The 18750-nt window shown below is 73.7% G+C and carries 15 protein-coding genes; 8 read left to right on the plus strand and 7 right to left on the minus strand.

What is annotated here, in order from left to right; all coding sequences use genetic code 11:
- Positions 1-920, plus strand: a 920-nt coding sequence (locus E1166_RS21140) for a Na+/H+ antiporter NhaA (RefSeq protein ID WP_132341298.1), incomplete at its 5' end; no start/stop codon positions are given.
- 43 nt (positions 921-963) lie between these two features.
- Here E1166_RS21140 and E1166_RS21145 read toward each other — a convergent pair.
- Genes E1166_RS21145 through E1166_RS21160 form a run of 4 tightly spaced genes read right to left on the minus strand, consistent with a single transcriptional unit; the run spans position 964 to position 4032 of the window.
- Positions 964-2025 carry an ABC transporter ATP-binding protein gene (locus tag E1166_RS21145; protein WP_132341300.1) on the minus strand — a complete coding sequence of 354 codons (1062 nt, stop codon included), beginning with the start codon at positions 2023-2025 and terminating at the stop codon, positions 964-966.
- Complete coding sequence (gene modB, locus E1166_RS21150; RefSeq protein ID WP_132341302.1) at positions 2022-2840, minus strand: molybdate ABC transporter permease subunit; 819 nt, start codon at positions 2838-2840, stop codon at positions 2022-2024. The genes E1166_RS21145 and modB overlap by 4 nt, the downstream gene beginning before the upstream one ends.
- A complete protein-coding gene (modA, locus tag E1166_RS21155; RefSeq protein WP_132341304.1) occupies positions 2837-3613 on the minus strand; it encodes a molybdate ABC transporter substrate-binding protein in 777 nt (258 codons plus the stop codon). Before modA ends, modB begins: the two co-directional genes overlap by 4 nt.
- The gene (locus E1166_RS21160; protein WP_132341306.1) at positions 3610-4032 is read right to left on the minus strand and encodes a helix-turn-helix domain-containing protein; all 423 of its coding nucleotides are present in this window, start codon (positions 4030-4032) and stop codon (positions 3610-3612) included. Before E1166_RS21160 ends, modA begins: the two co-directional genes overlap by 4 nt.
- 227 nt (positions 4033-4259) lie before the next feature.
- On the opposite strand from E1166_RS21160, the gene E1166_RS21165 reads away from it, so the two are divergent.
- The 5 genes from E1166_RS21165 to fxsT all read left to right on the plus strand — a co-directional run bounded on the left by E1166_RS21165 (position 4260) and on the right by fxsT (position 12620).
- The gene (locus tag E1166_RS21165; RefSeq protein ID WP_132341308.1) at positions 4260-4439 is read left to right on the plus strand and encodes an FXSXX-COOH protein; all 180 of its coding nucleotides are present in this window, start codon (positions 4260-4262) and stop codon (positions 4437-4439) included.
- Entirely contained in the window at positions 4411-6747 is a 2337-nt protein-coding gene (locus E1166_RS21170) for an FxsB family cyclophane-forming radical SAM/SPASM peptide maturase (protein WP_132341310.1), read from the plus strand. Before E1166_RS21165 ends, E1166_RS21170 begins: the two co-directional genes overlap by 29 nt.
- A 130-nt stretch (positions 6748-6877) precedes the next feature.
- Complete coding sequence (locus tag E1166_RS21175) at positions 6878-7549, plus strand: TIR-like protein FxsC (protein ID WP_132341312.1); 672 nt, start codon at positions 6878-6880, stop codon at positions 7547-7549.
- Positions 7546-8709 (plus strand): TIR-like protein FxsC, encoded by a 1164-nt coding sequence (locus E1166_RS21180; protein WP_132341314.1) that lies wholly within the window; start codon positions 7546-7548, stop codon positions 8707-8709. Before E1166_RS21175 ends, E1166_RS21180 begins: the two co-directional genes overlap by 4 nt.
- Positions 8706-12620 carry an FxSxx-COOH system tetratricopeptide repeat protein gene (fxsT, locus tag E1166_RS21185; protein ID WP_132341316.1) on the plus strand — a complete coding sequence of 1305 codons (3915 nt, stop codon included), beginning with the start codon at positions 8706-8708 and terminating at the stop codon, positions 12618-12620. The genes E1166_RS21180 and fxsT overlap by 4 nt, the downstream gene beginning before the upstream one ends.
- Here fxsT and E1166_RS21190 read toward each other — a convergent pair.
- Positions 12614-13567, minus strand: a complete 954-nt coding sequence (locus E1166_RS21190; RefSeq protein WP_132341318.1) for an alpha/beta hydrolase — start codon at positions 13565-13567, stop codon at positions 12614-12616. The genes fxsT and E1166_RS21190 overlap by 7 nt on opposite strands.
- 186 nt (positions 13568-13753) lie before the next feature.
- On the minus strand, positions 13754-14749 hold the full coding sequence (locus E1166_RS21195; RefSeq protein WP_132341320.1) for a helix-turn-helix transcriptional regulator: 996 nt from the start codon (positions 14747-14749) through the stop codon (positions 13754-13756).
- A gap of 219 nt (positions 14750-14968) precedes the next feature.
- On the opposite strand from E1166_RS21195, the gene E1166_RS21200 reads away from it, so the two are divergent.
- On the plus strand, positions 14969-15895 hold the full coding sequence (locus E1166_RS21200; protein ID WP_132341322.1) for a diacylglycerol kinase family protein: 927 nt from the start codon (positions 14969-14971) through the stop codon (positions 15893-15895).
- 61 nt (positions 15896-15956) lie between these two features.
- Positions 15957-16796, plus strand: coding sequence for a nucleotidyltransferase domain-containing protein (locus E1166_RS21205; RefSeq protein ID WP_132341324.1), 840 nt, complete (start codon positions 15957-15959; stop codon positions 16794-16796).
- Between the two features lie 8 nt (positions 16797-16804).
- On the opposite strand, the gene E1166_RS21210 is transcribed toward E1166_RS21205, so the two are convergent.
- Positions 16805-18211, minus strand: a complete 1407-nt coding sequence (locus E1166_RS21210) for a DivIVA domain-containing protein (protein ID WP_132341326.1) — start codon at positions 18209-18211, stop codon at positions 16805-16807.
- Positions 18212-18750 lie beyond the last annotated feature (539 nt).

Here is an 18750-nt window from a genome sequence, read left to right on the forward strand (position 1 = left end):
CCGGAGCGGTGCGGGGGTGGGCGATCCCCACCGCCACCGACATCGCGTTCGCGCTGGCCGTCCTCGCCGTGATCGGGTCGTTCCTGCCGTCGGCGCTGCGTACCTTCCTGCTCACCCTCGCCGTGGTCGACGACCTCATGGCGATCGTCATCATCGCGGTGTTCTACACCGCCGACCTGTCGGTGCTGCCGCTGCTGGGCGCCTTGCTCCCGCTGGCCGCGTTCGGGGTGCTGGTGCAGCGCCGGGTCCGATCCTGGTGGCTGCTGCTTCCGCTGGCGGCGGTGACCTGGGTGCTGGTGCACGAGTCCGGCGTGCACGCCACCGTGGCGGGTGTCCTGCTGGCCTTCACGGTGCCGGTGATCCGCAGTGCGGCGGCCGGTGGGCCGGATGCCGGGCCGGGGCTGGCCGAGCACTTCGAGCACCGGGTCCGGCCGATCTCCGCCGGCATCGCGGTGCCGATCTTCGCGTTCCTCTCCGCCGGGGTGACCGTCGGCGGGCTCGCCGGCCTGGTCACCTCGCTCACCGACCGGGTGGCGCTCGGCATCGTCATCGGCCTGGTGGTCGGCAAACCTCTCGGCATCATGACCGCCACCTGGCTGATGTCCCGGTTCGGGCGGGCCGAGCTGGACGAGGGCCTGAACTGGGTCGACGTGCTGGGGTTGTCGCTGCTCGGCGGGATCGGCTTCACCGTCTCGCTGCTCATCGGCGAGTTGGCCTTCGGGCTGGGCAGCGAGCGCGACGGCCACGTGAAGGTGGCCGTGCTCACCGGCTCGCTGCTGTCCGCCCTGCTGGCCACGGTGATCCTGCGCGCCCGCAACCGCTTCTACCGGCGGGTGCACGAACTCGAGACGGTCGACCGGGACCGGGACGGGATTCCCGACGTCTTCGAGGCCGAGACGGACGGCGCCGCCGGTCGCTGACCTGGCCGGCGGTGCGGAGCGAGCGGGGGCTGCCGGTGGGTGCTCAGGCCGGATAGGCGCGGGTCCGGCCGGCCTCGACCGCCGCCCACACCCGCTGCCCCGGCTCCAGTCGCCACCGGGCCACCGTTGCGGCGGTCACGTCGGCGGCCACGTCGAGCGCTCCGGTGAGCTGCACGCGCAGGTGGTCGCCGTGCCGTTGCACGCCGACGACGGTGGCCGGCCAGGTGTTGCCTGCGCTGCCCTCGGGCGGGTGCGGATGCACCGCGACGGCAGTCGGAGGGAACACCACGAAGGCGTCCCCGTCGACCCGGTCGACGCTGGCGAGGGACACCCCGTCGGCGAGGTGTACCCGGTGACCGTCGGCGTGACCACGGCAGAGGTTGAGCCCGACCAGCCGGGCGACATAGTCGGTTCTCGGGCGCGCGGTGACCGCCGCCGCGTCGCCCTCCTGAACCAGCCGGCCGTCCTCGACGATGACGAGCCGGTCGGCCAGCGCCACCGCGTCCAGCGGATCGTGGGTGACCAGCAGCGCCGCGCCGTCGTGCGCGGACAGGTGTCGGTGCAACTGCGCCCGGGTGTCCAGCCGGGTCCGTGCGTCGAGCGCCGCGAGTGGCTCGTCGAGCAGCAGCACCCGGGGCTGTACGGCGAGCGCGCGGGCCAGGGCCACCCGCTGGGCCTGCCCGCCGGAGAGTTGACCGGGCTTGCGTCCGCCGTACCCGGTCAGGCCGACGCGCTCCAGCCAGCCGTCGGCCCGTTCTCGGGCGGCCCGGCGGCCCAGGCCCTGCCGGCGGGGGCCGAACGCGACGTTGTCGCGCGCGCTGAGGTGTGGGAAGAGCAGATAGTCCTGGAACACCACGCCGACACGCCGTCGTTCGGGTGGCACCCACCGGCCGTGGCCGGGCCGATCCAGGTCGACGCCGTCGACGACGACGTGCCCGGCGCTGAGCGATTGCAGCCCGGCCAGTGCCCGCAGGGCGGTGGTCTTGCCGGCGCCGTTCGGGCCGAGCAACGCCACCACCTCGCCGGCGTCGACGCGCAGCGGCAGGTCGAGGCGGAAGGCACCCCGGTCGACAACCAGGCGGGCGTCCAGCAGCGGCGCGGTCACGGGCTGCCCAGCCAGCGGTCACGCAGCCCGGCGAGGATCGCCACCGAGACGACGAGCAGGATCAGGCTGAGTACGATCGCGGCGTCCAGGTCGGTCTCCAACGCCAGGTAGACCGCGAGCGGCATGGTCTGGGTCCGGCCGGGATAGTTGCCGGCGAAGGTGATGGTGGCGCCGAACTCGCCGAGCGCGCGCGCCCAGCAGAGCACCGCGCCGGCGGCTACGCCCGGGGCGACCAGCGGCAGGGTGACGTGGGTGAAGGTGGTCCACCGGCTGGCGCCGAGGGTGGCCGCGGCCTCCTCGTACCGGATGTCGGCGGCGCGGAGCGCTCCCTCGACGGCGATGACGAGGAACGGCATGGCCACGAACGCCTCGGCCAGCACCACACCGGTGGTGGTGAACGGCAGCGTCACGCCGAGGGTGTCGTCCAGCCAGCCGCCGAGCAGGCCCCGGCGGCCGAAGACCAGCAGCAGCGCCAGCCCGCCGACCACCGGCGGCAGCACCAACGGCACGGTCACCAGGGCCCGCACCACCCGCCGGCCGGGGAACTCGACCCGGGCCAGCAGCCAGGCCAGGGGTACGCCGAGCGCCAGGCAGAGCAGGGTGGCCATGGTGGCGCACTGCACGGACAGCCGCAGCGCGGTGAGCACCCCTGGCGCGGTGAGCCGCTGCGGCAGGCTCGCCCAGGGGGTGCGCAGCAGCAGTCCCAGCAGCGGCAGCACCAGCAGGAACAGGCCCAGCGCGGCCGGTAGGAGCAGCGCCGCGGGCACCCGTCGGCCCGCTGCGCGCCCGGTGGACGGTTGGCGCTGGGGCGTCACGAGCCTGCCGGCGGTTGGAAACCGGCGGCGGTGAGCATGGCCGCGCCGCGGGCGGAGCTGACCAGATCGACGAAGGCCCGGGCGGTGGCCGGGTCGCGCGCCTCCCGCAGCGCCACGATCGGGTAGTCGTTGATCGCCCGGGCGGACTCGGGGAACTCGATCCCGTCGACCTCGGCGGTGGCCCGCGCGTCGGTGCGGTAGACCAGCGCGGCGTCGACCTCGCCGAGACGCACCTTGGCCAGCGCGCCCTTGACGTCCTGCTCCAGGGTGGCCGGGACGAGGTCGATCCCGGAGGCGTCCAGCGCGGCGCGGGCGGCGGCCCCGCAGGGCACCTGCTCGGCGCAGATGGCCACCTTCATCCCGCGCCGGCCGAGGTCGGCCAGGCGCCGGACGCGGCCCGGGTTGCCCTTGGGCACGGCGATGACCAGCTGGTTGCGGGCGAAGACGACCGGGGTGCCGGCGGCGGCCCCGGCCTCGGTGACGGTGGCCATGTTCCGTGGCGCGGCGGCGGCGAAGACGTCGGCCGGCGCCCCCTGGGTGATCTGTGTGGCCAGGGCGGAACTGCCGCCGAAGGTGAAGGCCACCCGGACGCCGGGGTGGGTGGCCTCGAACTCCCGACCGATGGTGGTGAACGACTCGGTCAGCGAGGCGGCGGCGAAGACGGTCACCGTACGGTTGTCGTCGCTGCGGTCCGGTCGCTCGTCGCTCGTGCAGCCGGTGGTGACGAGCAGGGCCAGCCCGGTCAGGACGGCGAGGGCGCGGCGGATCGTCATGTGCTGGTCCTTCCCCGGGCGCCGCCAGGTGCGGCGCGTTCCACCACGACGGTGGTCGACTTGATCACGGCGACGGCGACGGAACCCACCTCGAGGCCGAGTTCGTCGACGGCTTCCCGGCTCATCAGCGAAACCACTCGGAACGGCCCGGCCTGGATGTCGACCTGGGCCATCACGGTGTCCCGGACGACGGCGGTGACGATGCCACGCAGCCGGTTGCGGGCCGAGGTGGTCTCCGTGCCGGCGTCCGGTGCGGCCGCCTGGGCGCGGACGAATGCCGCCAGGTCAGCGCCGTCGATCAGCCGGTGGCCGTGCTCGTCACGGCTGGCGGGCAACCGTCCGGCGTCCACCCAGCGACGCACGGTGTCGGTGCTGACCCCCAACAGTTCGGCGGCCTCGCTGATCCGGAACACGGTCACCGGGACACCCTAGCCGCCCTCGTCTGCGAGGCGGAAGGCCCGTTACGGCTCGCGTACCCGAGGATGGCGGCATGTAGTCGCCCGCAGTTGCGATAACGGTGCCGCATCGTCCGGTACGGAGAGCGCCAGTGACATCACTGAATGTGCAAGATATTATCGACGATGGTCGTCGCCGACCGTCGTCCGGGGCCACCGCCCGCCGACCTCCGACCTCATGGGGGAACGACGTGGATCGCCACGCAGTCCGTCCCGACCAGACCCCGACTCCGCCGCCGCTGGACGACCTGCGGCACACGGCGCTCGGTGAGATCCCGCTCTCTCGGGCGCGGGCCGTCGCCGACGCCCATCACCACCGGGTCAACCGCCCGTCCGGCGTTGATGTCCAGGGGTTCGGCTCTGCCCTCTGACCCCGCCGGGCCGCCCGGACCGGCCACCGGGCGGGTCAGCCCGCTGAGTCAGTACGTGCTGAAGCTGACCAGCCGCTGCGACCTCGCCTGCGACCACTGTTACGTCTACCAGCACCCCGACCAGTCCTGGCGTCGGCAGCCGCGCCTCATGGCGGCTGCCACGCTGCGGGCCGCCGCCGGCCGGATCGCCGAGCACGCCGCCGCGCACCGCCTCGACACCGTACGGGTCGTGCTGCACGGCGGCGAACCGCTGCTCGCCGGTGCCGCCGGTCTGGCCGCCGCGGCGGGCGAACTCCGCCGCCAGATCGACCCGGTGACCCGGCTCGACCTACGCATGCAGTCCAACGGTGTGCTGCTCACCCCGCGCGTCTGCGACGTGCTCGTCGCCCACGACGTCAAGGTGGGCATCTCCCTCGACGGCGACGTGTCCGCCAACGACCGGCACCGTCGCCACGCCAACGGCGCGAGCAGTCACGCCGCGGTACGCCGTGCCCTGGCGCTGCTGCGCCGCCCCGAGTATCGGGCCGGCTACGCCGGCATCCTCTGCACCGTCGACCTGGCCAACGACCCGGTCCGGGTCTACCGGGCGCTGCTGGCCGAGGAGCCGCCACAGATCGACTTCCTGCTCCCGCACGCCAACTGGGACCGGCCACCGGCCCGCCCGGCCGGGATCCCCACCCCGTACGCCGAATGGCTGCTGGCGGTGCACCGGCGCTGGCTGGCCGACGGCCGCCCGGTGCCGATCCGCCTGCTGGAATCCCTGCTCTCCACCGCCGCCGGCGGCGCCAGCCGGACGGAGGCGGTCGGGCTCGGCCCCGCCGACCTCGTCGTCATCGAGACCGACGGCACGTTCGAGCAGGTCGACTCCCTGAAGTCCGCGTACCACGGCGCACCGGCCACCGGCCTGGACGTCTTCCGGCACCGCGTCGACGACGCCGCGGCGTACCCGATGATCGCCATCCGGCAGACCGGTCTGACCGGTCTCTGCGCCACCTGCCGCCGTTGCCCGGTGGTCGCCCAGTGCGGCGGCGGTCTCTTCGCCCACCGGTACCGCGCGGGCGCCGGCTTCGACAACCCGTCCGTCTACTGCGCCGACCTGAAGGAGCTGATCCGCGCCATGGCGGGTACCCCCGCGCACGCGCCGGCCCACCGGCAGGGCGCCGACGTGCTCGACCGCGCCGTCCTCGACGACCTGGCCGGCGGCCGGGGCACCGCGGAGAGCGCGCGGCAGCTCGCCTCGGTCCACCTCGGGATGGTCCGCGCGCTGCTGGTCGCCCTCAGCCCGCAGGCCACCGACGATCCGGTGGCCGCCGCCGGGTGGCGGCTGCTGGTCGAGCTGGACGTCACCGCGCCCGAGGCGGTGCGTGCCGTGCTGGAGCACCCGTTCGTCCGCCGGTGGGCGCAGCGCTGCCGCGACGGCGCCACCGGTGAGCTGCCTTACCTGGCGGGTGTGGCGGCCGCCGCCGCGATCCGCGCCGGCGTCCCGGCGACCCTCGACGTGCCGGCCCGCGGCGGGCTGCTCGCCCTGCCCACGCTGGGCGCGTTCGACCTTTCCGCCGACCTGCCGACGGCGCGGCTGAGCAGCCGCGAGGGCGGCTTCGATCTGTCCGTGGCCGGGCGGCGTGAGCGGGTGCGCCTCACCGACCCGCCCGCGGCCTGGCAGCCCGCGCGGCGGGTCCGGGCCGGCGGGCACGAGCTGCTGCTGGAGGACACCGACCCGTACCGGGACTGCTACCACCTGCCCGTCGCACCCCGACTGTCCACCAGCGGCGCCGCCCGGTGGACCGGTCAGCTCGACGCCGCGCTGCGCCGCCTGCGAACCGAAGCCGACGGCGGGTACGCCCCGGCCGTCGGTGCGCTGCTGCGGGCCGTCGTGCCGGTGCGGCCCGACCCCGACGGCCGGCAGCGCAGCGCCGCCGCCGGGGCGGCCTTCGGGGCGGTGGCGGTGGCTCCCGCACCCGACGACGCCGCGCTGGCGGTGCTGCTGGTGCACGAGGTCCAGCACCTCAAGCTCGACGCGGTGCTGGACGTCTGCGACCTGTTCGACCGCACCGACGAACGCCGGCTGACGGTGCCGTGGCGCCCCGATTCCCGCCCCGTCGAGGGCGTCCTGCACGGCACGTACGCCCACCTGGCCGTCGCCGACGTGTGGCGGTCCCGGCCCGGCCCGGCCGCGGCCACCACCTACCGCCGCTACCGGGACTGGACCGGCGCCGCCCTGGACGCGCTGCTCGGTCTCGGTGCGCTCACCACCGCCGGTGACCGGTTCGTCGGTCGGATGCGCGACACCCTGGACAGCTGGTCGTGACCGCCGACCTGCCCGTGCGACCGGCACCACCCCGATGAGCCCACCCACCGGGCTGCTGCGGGGCAGCACGGGGTTGGCAGGTGTCGATACTGTGATGCGCCCAGGATGTCCACACCGGTGGGAGCGGCAGGTGATCGAGGACGAGTTCCGGGTCGACCCCGGCGCGCCCGTCTTCTTCCTCAGCTACGCCCGCTCCCGCAACCGGGTCGCCGCACCCCCGCGCGACACCAACCAGAAGGTCTTCCAGCTCTTCGTCGACCTCTCCGACCATGTGGTCGAGCTGCTCGGCCTGCCACCGGGCCGGCAGGCCGGGTTCATGGACCGGATGCTCGACGGCGGGCAGGTCTGGACCGACGACCTGGCCTTCGCCGCCGGGCACTGCCAGGTGTTCATCCCGCTGATCTCACCGCAGTACCTGAACAGCCCCTGGTGCGCCCGGGAGTGGGACGCCTTCGCCCGCCGCCGGTTCACGCTGCGTCCCGGGGCGACCGCCTCCCCGGGGGAGACCCCGATCATCCCGGTCAACTGGTCGGTGGTGGAGCGCCGGTCGATGCCGCCGGCCGTGTCGCAGCGGCAGATGTTCAGCCCGACCCGGCTACCCTCGGACATCGCGCCGCAGTACCAGGAAGAGGGCATCTACGGCCTGCTGAGCCTGGGCAAGAACGGCCGCGACGCCTACGACGCGGTGGTCTGGCGGCTGGCCCAGCGGGTCGCCCGGGCGTACCACACCCACTGGGTGCGGGCAGAGGTCCCCACCGACCTGGGTCGGCTCCGCACCACGTTCGAGGAGGTCGGGGCATGACCTGGTCGGACACCTCCACGGGGACACCGACGGCCCGGCAGACGTACTTCTTCCTCAGCTACGCCCACTCGGTGCCGCTGTCGGCGTCGGCCCGGCCGGACACCGACTTCTGGGTCAACCGGTTCTTCCAGGACCTCGCGTTCGCGGTACGGGAACGGGCCCGCCGGGCCGCGGAACTCGACGTCGGTTTCTTCGACGGGCTGGTCGACCCGGGCGCCGACCTTCGGCGGACCCTCACCGACGCGCTCAGCGTGACCCACGTCTTCGTGCCGCTCTACTCACCCAAGTACTTCGGCAACCCCTGGGCGGTGGGCGAGCGTGACTCGTTCCGCAGCCGTCTGGTCGCCCTGCCGCCGGGCCGGGCGGCCCGGCACGTGCTGCCGGTGCTCTGGCTGCCGTTACCGCCCTGGGAGGACCGCTCGGAGGCGGACCAGGCGCTCCGGTTGGCCCAGGATCCGGCCGACCGGGCCGACTACGCCGAGAACGGGCTGCGGGCGCTGTGCAAGCTGAGCGCCTACCGGCGGCCGTACCGGACGATCCTGGCGGCGCTGGCCGAGCGGATCGTCGCGGTCGCCGAGTCCGAGCCGCTCGCCCCGTCCCGGGCGGTGCCCCTGACCCGCAGCCCGGAGGTCGAGAGCGGCGACACCCCGCTGGTGATCACCCTGGTCACCCCGCACGGCGCCGGCTGGCGGCCGTACCACGACCAGCACGCGCTTCCCGTCGCCGACTACGTGGCCGCCACCGCGGAGCGGTTGGGGCTGCCCACCCGGGTGGTCGATCTGGCCGAGGCCCCGGCCCGGGCGGCGCAGAGCCCCACCGTGGTGCTGGTCGACGCCAGCGTCGGCCCCGGCGCGGTACGCGCGGCGGTCGACGACCTGCCCCGCTGGGCCGTTCCGCTGGTCATCGCCCCGGACGGCGCGCGTGGCGACGCCATCCCGGAGACGATCGCCGGTAGCTTGCAGGACGCCCGGTTCCCGCAGGTGCTGCCGGTACGTGAGATCGCGGAGTTCGAACGCTGCGCGCCACAGTTGGTCATCGAGGCCCGCAAGCTGTTCCTGCGGCACGGCCCGGTGGCTCCGCCCGACGGTCCGGCCGAGCCCCGGCCCAGCCTGCGACCGGACGGGCCATCAGACGTACGGCGAGGGAAGGACCACCGATGACGCCACCACGCGAGGGCCAGGTCGTCACCTTCTACTCCTACAAGGGCGGCACCGGCCGCACCATGGCGCTGGCGAACACGGCCTGGATCCTGGCCGCCAACGGGCAGCGGGTGCTGGTCGCCGACTGGGACCTGGAATCCCCCGGGTTGCACCGATTCTTCGCGCCGTTCCTCGACCCGGAACAGGTCGCCTCCACCGGCGGCGTGATGGACCTGATCCTGGAGTACGAGTGGGAGAACGCCCGGCGGCGCAAGGCCGGCGACACCGACACCCGGCCCGGTGACTGGCACCGCCGCTTCGCCCGGGTGCACAACTACGCCTTCTCGGTGAGCTGGGACTTTCCCGGTGGCGGCAGTCTCGACCTGCTGCTCGCCGGCCGGCACAACCCCGACTACGCCACCAGCGTCACCGGCCTGAACTGGGACAACTTCTACAATCGACTCGGCGGGGCGCAGTTCTTCGACGCGTTGCGCGAGGACATGAAGCGGCACTACGACTGGACGTTGATCGACAGTCGTACCGGCATCAGCGACGTCGCCGAGATCTGCACCATCCACCTGCCCGACGTGCTGGTCGACTGCTTCACCCTCAGCGGACAGGGCATCGACGGCGCCGCCGCGGTGGCCGCCCGGGTACGTGGCTACGAGGGCCGCCGCGCCCGGCGCGTGCTGCCGGTGCCGATGCGGGTCGACGACGGGGAGAAGAGCAAGCGGGACGCCGGCCGGGCGCTGGCCATGCAGCGCTTCGCCGGCCTGCCCAGCGGCATGACCGACGCCGAGCGGCAGGAGTACTGGCTGACCGTCGAGGTGCCCTACCGGGCGTACTACGCCTACGAGGAGACGCTGGCGACCTTCGGCGACGAACCGGGCGGCCGGACCACCCTGCTCAGCGCGTACGAGACCCTGACCGGCCACATCACCAACGGCCGGGTCACCGCCCTGCCCCGCATCGACGAGGCGCTGCGGCTGCGGACCGTGCAGCGCTTCGAGCGCAAGCCGGCCGTCGCCGACGAGCTGATCGTGCTGCGGCACGTCGCCGAGGACCAGGCCTGGGCGGAGTGGGCGCAGGCCGTGCTCACCGCCGCGGATTTGCGGGTGCTGCCTGTCACGCCGGGCGAACCCGCCCCGGTCCGGGCCGGCGTCACCTACCGGGAGCTGCGGCTGGTGTCGCGCGCGTACCGGGCCGCGCGCGACCGGTCCGGGCCGGAGATCGTCCCGCCCGGCGTGCCCACCCTGGCGCTGCACCTGGACGACACCCCACCCGCCCCGGATCTCGCCGCGGGCGGGTGGGCCTCGGTGCACGACCGGGGCGCGGACGCCGCCGCCGAGCAGGTGCTGCGCCTCGTCGGGCGGCCGGCGGGCGAACCCGGGCACCCGGTTCCCGGTGCCCGTTACCCGGCCGTCGGGGCGGAGGTGTTCAACCCGCCGGGGCGCAACGTCCGGTTCACCGGGCGGGAGCCACTGCTGCGCCGGCTGCGCGAGGAGCTGAAAACCGCCGGTGGCGCGGCCGTCCCGGTGGCGCTGCGCGGCGGCGCGGGCATCGGCAAGACCCAGCTGGCCATCGAGTACGCCCACCGCTTCCGCGGCGCGTACGACGTGATCTGGTGGGTGGAGGCGGACCCGCCGCAGTTCGTCGACGTCCAGGTGGCCGACCTCGGTCGGGAACTCGGCCTGCCGGAGTTGCCCACCATCCCGGAGAAGACCCGGGCCGTACGGCAGTGGCTCAGCCGGGGGGAGCGCCGGGACGCCACCGGCCACCCGGTGCGCTGGCTGCTCGTCTTCGACAACGTCGACCAGTACGAGCACGTCAGGGACTTCCTGCCGCAGGGCAACGGGCACGTGCTGGTGACCACCCGCAACCCGGACTGGGGCGACCTGGCCCGGGCGGTCGACGTCGAGGCGTTCCACCGGGCGGAGAGCGTGGCCCACCTGCGGGCCCGCCTCGGCGAGGGGGCGATGAGCGTGGCCGAGGCCGAGCGGGTCGCCGACGCGGTGGAGAACATCCCGATCCTGGTGGCGATGGCCGGCGCCTGGTTGGCCGACACCGGCACGCCGGTGGGGGAGTACCTGGCCGGGTTGGAACGCACCGGCCCGGAGACCGACGTCTGGGGCCGTTCGCTGCAACGGTTGAAGGAGCAGTCGGCTGGGGCGTACCGGTTGTTGCAGCTCGCCTCGGTGCTGGCCCCGGAGATCTCCCTGGAGCTGCTCTACGGCGACCAGGTGGCGCGGGTGATCGCCCCGCACGACCCGGTCGTCGCGGCCCGGGTCGCCGACCGGGTCGACGAGCGGGACATCGCCGCGGCCCTGGTGCAGCGGATCAACCGGCTGGCACTGATCAAGGTGGATCTGCACGCGCAGCGGGTGCAGGTGCACCGGCTGCTCCAGGCGGCGCTGCGGGCCCGGATGTCCGACCGGGAACTGGACGAGGTCAAGCACGACGTGCACCGCATCCTCGCCGGATCCCGCCCCTCCGGGGAGGTCGAGGACCCGGCGTTGCAGGAGCGGCTGCGCATCCTCTGGCCGCACCTGGACGGCTCCGACGCGGTCTCCTGCGCCGACGACAACGTCCGGCAACTGGTCATCGACCGGATCCGGTACATCTACCTCAACGGCGGCTACGCCCAGGGCGAGCAGTACGCCCGGCAGGCCGACAAGATCTGGTCGACCCGGCTCGGGGAGCTGTCCCCGGATTCGCCCGCCCACCGTGCGTTGCGGGTGCAGTTGCTGCACCTGCGGTTCAACCGGGCCAACCTGCTGCGCGGCCTGAGCCGTTTCCAGGAGGCCTGCGATCTGGACGAGGACACCCTGCGCCAGCAGGAGGAGCTGATCGGCGCCAGCCACCCGTACACCCTGATGACCGCCGGTGGCTACGCCGGTGACCTGCGGGCGCTCGGCCGCTACCAGGAGGCGTTGGAACGGGACCTGCAAACCTACGCGGCGTCGGTGGAGGTGTTCGGCGAGGACCACCGCCGGACCCTGATCTCCGCCAACAACCTCGCCGCGTCGTACCAGATGATGGGCGACTTCACCAAGTCATGGGAACTGGACGAGAAGACCCACAGCCGGCTGCGGCTGGTCCTCGGCCCGCACCACTTCCGGACCCTGCTCTCGGCCAGCAACCTCGCCCGTGACCTGCGTGAACTCGGCGAGTACGAGCGTTCGGTGGCGTTGCTGCGCGGCGCGGTGGAGGGCTACCGGAACATCTTCGGCGACCACTCCCGTGACGTGCTGGCCACCCAGGCCAACCTCGCCGCGTCGCTGCGCAGCGTCGGTGAGATCGCCGCGGCGGGGGAGCTGCTGGAGATGACCTACGAGCGGCTGCGGTCCAGCTTCGGCGTGACCGACCCGGACACCCTCTTCGCCTGGTTGAGCTGGACGGCCAACCTGATGCTCCTCGGCGAGGGTGAGCGGGCGCGGGCGGAGCTGATCGAGGTCGAGCAGGTCCTCACCCAGGTCTTCGGTCCCGGGCACCCGTACGTGGGGGTGTGCCGGAACAACCTGGCGGTCGCCTCCTGGGACGCCGGCGACACCGCGGGCGGGGCGAAGCTGGCCGGATCGGCCGCCGCGGAGCTGCGGGCGGCGCTGCACCCCCGGCACCCGTTCGTGATGGCGGCCGACAACAACGTCGCGGTCTTCACCGCCTACTCCGGTGACCTGGCCGCCGGGCGGGAGCAGCTGCGCGACGTGGTGGCCCGGCTGACCGACGTGCTCGGTCCCGAGCATCCGGACACCCTGCGCAGCATCGGCAACCTGGAGACGGTGCACCAGATGGCCTCGGGCGGCCGGGTCAGCATCGGCCGCACCCGCGTCGCCGACCAGCTCGCCGACCGGGTCGGCCAGCACCATCCGAGCGTGCGGGTGTTGCGGGACGGACGGCTGGTACGCCGCGTTCTCGACCCGCACCACTACTGAGCGGGGCGGGTGCCGATCAGCAGGTCGCGGCCGGCTGCCTGGTCCGCCTCGGTCAGCCAGCCCAGCACCCGGGGCAACTCCTCCACGGCGTCGAAGTGGGCCGCGCCCGGCTGCACCTCGATTTCGGCGCCCGGGATCTGCCCGGCGAGCCATCGCGCGTGCCCGACCGGGGCGAAGGTGTCCTCCGCGCCGTGCCACAGCCGCACCGGGGTCCGCGCGGTGTCGATCGCGGCCAGGTCGAACTTCCAGCTGCGGCGCAACGCCAGCACGTCGTCGATCCAGCCGTACGGGCCGGCGCGCAACGCCTCCTCGTAGGTGTCGGCGATGAGCCGGCGCAGCGCGGCGTCGTTGACCGCCCGCCGGTCCGCCGCGCTCATCTGCACCATCAGCTCCTCCAGCAGGAACCTCGGGTCCTCGACGACCCGGGCCGCCCGCCGGCGGATCTGCGCGATCATCGTCGCCGTGTCGTGGTCGTCCCGGCCGCCGAAACCGCGGACGTTGTCGCCGTTCATCCCGGCGAACCAGTCCAGCCGGGCGGCGTCGGCGGGGGCGAAACTGACCAGGACCGCCACCCGGGCCACCCGGTCCCGCAGCGCCCCGTCGGCGGCGCAGGCCAGCGCGTGCGGGCCGCCGCCGGAGCGCCCGGCGATGGCGAACCGCGCCAGGTCGAGTTGGTCGGCGATCGCTTCGACGTCCCGTGCGGCGTCGGCCACGTCCCGTCCCTCGCGGCGTTCCGAGTCGCCGTAGCCGGGCCGGTCGTAGGCGATCAGCCGCACACCCATCCGGTACAGCACGATGCTGCGCGGCTTCGGGCCGCGTCGGCTGCCCGGGGTGCCGTGCATGAGGAAGACGGGGAACCCGTCGGGCGCGCCGGTGACCTCGTACGCCACGCGCCTGTTGTCCGCGCGGTGGGCGAATCCGGCCCCAGGCTCACCGTCTCGGGTCACTCCAGCCTGCCTTCCGGTGCTGCGTTCAGCCCACGTCCGTAACCCGGTGCCGAGGTGGTGCCGGCGCTCCGGCTCCCCATCGACAATCAAGCCTAAGGGCGGGGTCGGTCGGGCCGCTACGGAGTGCATCGAGATGCGGACCGATCTGTCGGAAACGACACCCGGGCGGGGGACTTCCACGCCCGGTCAGCACCCGGTCGCCGGGTCGTCCGGGCCGGCGCCGGGCGACTGCCCGGGGACGTCCACCCCGACCAGGGCGCTCGGGTCGCCGTAGCGCCAGTGCACCCGGTACTGCGCCCGCAGCCGGGGGCGCGGCACCTCCCACTCGTACGCCACGACGCCCGCCCGTTCCTGCCGGCGCGGGGTGACGTCCGCGGTCGTCTCGGAGGTGAAGGAGGTCTCGCTGGCCCAGACCGTCGGCCGGGCGGCGGCCGGGAAGGCAAGCCGCACGGTGAGCCGGCGGGTGGGCAGCCGGATGTCGCGCTGCAACCAGTCGCCGAACTTCCACGCCGGCACCCGGTAGGCGTAGTCCACGACCGTGCGCTGCCCCGGGTAGAGCGGCGCCGGTGCCCCGCCGATCTCCAGCGGCAGGGTGATCTTCAGGAAGGCGTCCCGGCTGCGGGTCACCCGCCAGCGCATCGGCTCGGGGCGATCGACGCCGAGGTACGCCCGGAAGTCGACCTCGTCCAGGGTGAGCGGGTGGCGGCTGTGGAAGGCGGTGGAGCGGGCCGGGTCGTCGGGGAACCGGTCGATGTCAATCTGCACCGTGTGCCGGGTGATCGGCTCGGTGCCGACGCTGTGCAGCACCCGCCGGAACCGGCACTCGTACGCCCCGTCGACCAGCGCCAGGTCGGCCTGCTCGTCGTCGATGACCAGGTGTGGCCCGGTCGGGGGCGGTACGGCGGTGGGGCCGAGCACGGGCGGTCGCCCCGCCACCGGCCGGGTGCCGGCGAACGCGACGTAGCGCTGCCAGATCCGGTTGCCGCTGTCGAGGGCCAGCTCCGCCCGCCGCGCGAACTCCTCGGTCGGCTGGTGCCGCCCGTTCTCGATGTGGCTGACGTAGGAGGGGTCGAAGCCGGTCCGCTCGGCCAGTTCCTTCTTGGACAGTCGGCGCTGGTGTCGCCAGTGCGTGAGCTCCTGTACGAAAGCCGCTGCCGCGTCGTCCTGTGTGGAGCTACCCATGCCCCCGTCCCTCGATCTCGGGCCTCAAGTGTGTCCCAGGTGTTGCCGTCGCGCCAGCCATGATCGTGAACGTTCGCAGGCGGTATGGACGACCGACGACCACAATGTGAACACCACTTGTCGCCCACCCGATCACCCGTCCGGACGTCGGCCGCCAACCCGGGCCGGGGCGACGCCGGGCCGCGTGGGAACCGGCGTCGCGGGGTATCAGTTGCGGACATGAGCCCCAGCACCACGGCGAAACCCGACACCCGGTCCGGAACCGGCACGATCGCGGTCGTCGCCCACCGGAAGAAGACCCTCGGCGGCGGCCTCGACGCGCTGCGCGCCACCCTCGTCTCCGCCGGGGTCGAGCGCCTGCTCTGGTACGAGGTGCCGAAGAGCCGCGAGGCCCCGAAGAAGGCCCGCAAGGCGGTGGGGAAGGGCGCCGACCTGGTCTTCGTGTGGGGCGGCGACGGTATGGTGCAGCGTTGCGCGGACGCCCTCGCCGGCACGGACACCGCGATGGCGATCCTGCCCGCCGGCACCGCCAACCTCTTCGCCGCCAACCTCGGCATCCCCACCGACCTCGCCCAGGCGGTCCGGATCGGTCTGCACGGCCGACGGCGCACCCTCGACCTGGGGCGGCTCAACGGCGAACACTTCGCCGTGATGGCCGGCGCCGGCTTCGACGGGGACCTGATCCGCGAGGCCGACCGCAAGCTCAAGGGCAAGCTCGGTCGCGCCGCGTACGTCTGGACGGGGCTGCGGCACGTGCGGGGCGAACTGACCCGGACCCGGATCACCGTCGACGGCGCCGACTGGTTCGACGCCGAGGCGAGCTGTGTGCTCTTCGGTAACGTCGGCACCATCACCGGGGGTGTGCCGGCCTTCGACGACGCCCGCCCCGACGACGGAGCTCTGGAGGTCGGCGTGGCCACCGCCAGCGGCGCGATCGACTGGGCGCGCACCCTGGGCCGGATGGCCACCGGCCGCTCCGAGGACTCGCCGTTCGTGCGGATCACCCGCGGCCGCAAGGTCAAGGTCCGCTTCGCCGAACCCAAGACGTACGAGTTGGACGGCGGCGCGCGGGGACGGACCCGACGGCTCAAGGTCAAGGTCGTTCCCGGGGCGCTGACGGTCTGCTGCCCCGAGACGGACGCGTGACGCCGCCGCCGGGCGGCGTCCCGGCGGCGGCGTCACCCCGCTGGTGGCCGAGAATGACGCTGTGGAGCCGACGCTGCGCCGCTACCTGGACGACCTGGCCGACGCCGTCCGTACCGTCCTCGGCGACACCCTGGTCGGCGCGTACGCGGCCGGCTCCGTCGCGCTCGACGCGTACCAGCCGGGCCGCAGTGACATCGATGTCGCCCTGGTCGTCGCCGGCCCGCTGGACGCCGCCGGCAAACGGGAGCTGGTGGCCCGGCTGCGGCACGAGGCGCTGCCCTGCCCGGCGCGCGGCCTGGAACTGGTCGCCTACACCCGGGCGGCGGCCGGGTCGGGCACCGCGGAGCCCGCGTTCGAGCTGGAGCTGAACACCGGTGCTCGGATGCCGTTCCGCGTCACCGACGACCCGGCGCGGCGATCGGCCGCCGACGGCCGGTTCTGGTACGGCCTGGACCGCAGCATCCTGCACCAGCACGGGTACGCCCTCCTGGGCCCGTCCGCCGCCGAAACCTTCACCGACCTGCACCCGGACGACCTGCACCGGCTGCTGGTCGAGGCGCTGCGCTGGTGGCTGGCCCGCCCCGACGCCGACGCCGCCGGCACGGACGGCAGATCGGACCACCGGGCCGCGATGGACCCACCGGCGGCCGGGGCCGAGGACGCGGTGCTGGGAGCCTGCCGCTCGCTGGTCCGGGTGCGGGACGGGGTCTGGCTGTCGAAGCCGGCCGCCGGCCGCCGGGTGGCCGCGTCGGGCCGGCACGTCGACCTGATCGAACGCTGCCTGGCAGCCCGGGACGGCGGCCCGCCACCGGGCCGCGCCGAGGCACGCCGCTTCCAGCGGTGGGTGCTCCACCGTGTGGCCGCCCGGGGGTACGGTCTCCCGGGCCGGCCGAGCGCCTGACCGTCGGGTCAGCCGCTCGACACCACCTCGGAGCGGTGCGCCGACGCCGGCAGGTACGGCTCCGGTGCCGGCCGATCCGGTGCCGGCTGCCCGACCGGCCGCTGCTCCGGCGCGTCCTGGCTCGGCTCCACCGGCGGGCGCGCCGCCACCACCGGGAACTCGGCCGTCTCCGACCCGCCGGCCGCCGCCGCCATCACCGCCGCCGCCGCGAGATCCGCCACCCGCTTCGCCTCCCGCTGCACCCGCGCCCGCACCTCCTTGGCGTGCCGCTCCACCGAGTCGGCCGCCTGACGTGTCTCCTCCAGCCGCCGGGTCTCGGCAGCGAGGCTGCGCCGTACCTCCTCCAGCTGGCGCTGCAACTGGTGGAGCTCCCGCTCCACGGTGTCCCCCTCCTGTTGGATCTGCGCAAGCTGGGCGTGGGCCGTGTCCAGCTCCTCGCGGACCTGGAAGAGCGCCTGCTGCCGCTCCGTGATCTCCTGCTGCAGCGCCGTCAACTGCTCCTGATGCCCGGCCACCTGCTCGTCGGCACGCTGGCGGACCTCCGTCGCGTACTGCTGCGCCTCCGTGATCAACGTCTGGATCCGCTGCTCGGCGGCGCTGTGCTGGCTGGTCAACTCCTGCTCCGCCGCGGCCCGCTGCGCGGCCAACTCATCCTCGATCGCGGCCCGCCGTTCGGCGATCTCCTTCTCGGCGGCCGCCTGAAGCTGGGCCAGCTCCTGCTGGCTCTGCGACCGGGCCGCCTGCATCTCCTGCTGGATCTGGGTCCGCGCCGCCTTCGTCAACGCCTCGGCCGCGGCCCGGGTCTGGGTGATCTGCTTCGCGGTCTGCTCGCTGATCCGCTTCGCCTCCTGCTGGGCGCGCTCGTGCGCCGCCTCGCCCTCGGCGCGCAGCTTCTCGGCCCGTTCGTGGATCTCGGCCAGCTTCTGCTCGGCCACCGACCGGCGCTCCTCGTAGGCCTTGTCCTGCTCGGCCCGGCGCGACGACAGCTCGTCCTCCAGCTCACGCAACGCCTCGGTGGTCCGTTCCCGGGCCTCGGCGAGCATCTTCTCCGCCTCGGTCTGCAGGGCGCTCGCCCGCTGCGTCGCCGACTCGGTGATGACTCCGGCCTGCTTCTCGGCCAGCGCCAGAATCTGGTCGACCATGGGCCCGAGGTCACGGAAGGAGGCGCGGTCCACCTGCGCCGGCCGCTGGCGCAGCTCGGTCACCTCGGACTGAAGCCGCTGGATGTGCGCGGTGAGCCCGTGGAGCTGCCCGGCTGCCTGGTCGCGCTCCGCGGTCAGCATGGCCAGTCGACCGTCGGTCTGTTCGACGTACCGGTCCACCTGCCGCTTGTCGTAGCCGCGCAGGGCAGTTTCGAATTGCGGCCGACCGGCCGCGTCGTCACGCAGCGCGAACGGCTCTCCGCCGTTGGACATGCAGCACCCTCCGTACCTTCCGAGCGCCACGCGGAATCGCCCACGGGCCAGTGATGTGGGCAACGCTACCGCCGCCGCGGCACCGGTCATAGGGTTGCCCCGCTGATCGTGACGGTTGTCGACGTCGAGCACCGACGGGTCGGCCGACCACTTTCGGACGTCGGATCGTCCGGTCGTCCACCGTCCACGGTGCCCACGTCACCGGCGGTTCCGGTGCTTTTCGGATACGACCGGAGGAATGGGTTGGCTTCCGCTGGACGTTGTCCGGATTGCGCGCGTTTCCGCACCCGACCGGTCACTGTCGAGGGCAATCTTCGTACGCCTGCGGCAGCGACTGCCGTCCGCAGTGACGGTGGTGGCGCGGCGGCGACGGTGTGACGCGGGACGCCGCCGGCGGATTTGACGATCATCTGGCCGGGGGCGTAGCTTTCTCTCTGCCAGCGCGGAACGGACGAAACAGGCGAAAGCCTGGAAGGCCGGAGCGCGGGAATGGACCTGGGGGTGCGGAGGTTATGCCTCTGGTAACCGGGACCGGGCGG

The organism is Micromonospora sp. KC213, from assembly GCF_004348325.1.
GTDB lineage: Bacteria > Actinomycetota > Actinomycetes > Mycobacteriales > Micromonosporaceae > Micromonospora.

Bases quoted from the DNA above. Each gene is read 5' to 3' on its own strand.
- modA (WP_132341304.1), bottom strand. From the start codon at position 3,613: ATGACGATCCGCCGCGCCCTCGCCGTCCTGACCGGGCTGGCCCTGCTC.
- E1166_RS21170 (WP_132341310.1), top strand. From the start codon at position 4,411: ATGTCCAGGGGTTCGGCTCTGCCCTCTGACCCCGCCGGGCCGCCCGGA.
- E1166_RS21180 (WP_132341314.1), top strand. From the start codon at position 7,546: ATGACCTGGTCGGACACCTCCACGGGGACACCGACGGCCCGGCAGACG.
- fxsT (WP_132341316.1), top strand. From the start codon at position 8,706: ATGACGCCACCACGCGAGGGCCAGGTCGTCACCTTCTACTCCTACAAG.
- E1166_RS21195 (WP_132341320.1), bottom strand. From the start codon at position 14,749: ATGGGTAGCTCCACACAGGACGACGCGGCAGCGGCTTTCGTACAGGAG.
- E1166_RS21200 (WP_132341322.1), top strand. From the start codon at position 14,969: ATGAGCCCCAGCACCACGGCGAAACCCGACACCCGGTCCGGAACCGGC.
- E1166_RS21210 (WP_132341326.1), bottom strand. From the start codon at position 18,211: ATGTCCAACGGCGGAGAGCCGTTCGCGCTGCGTGACGACGCGGCCGGT.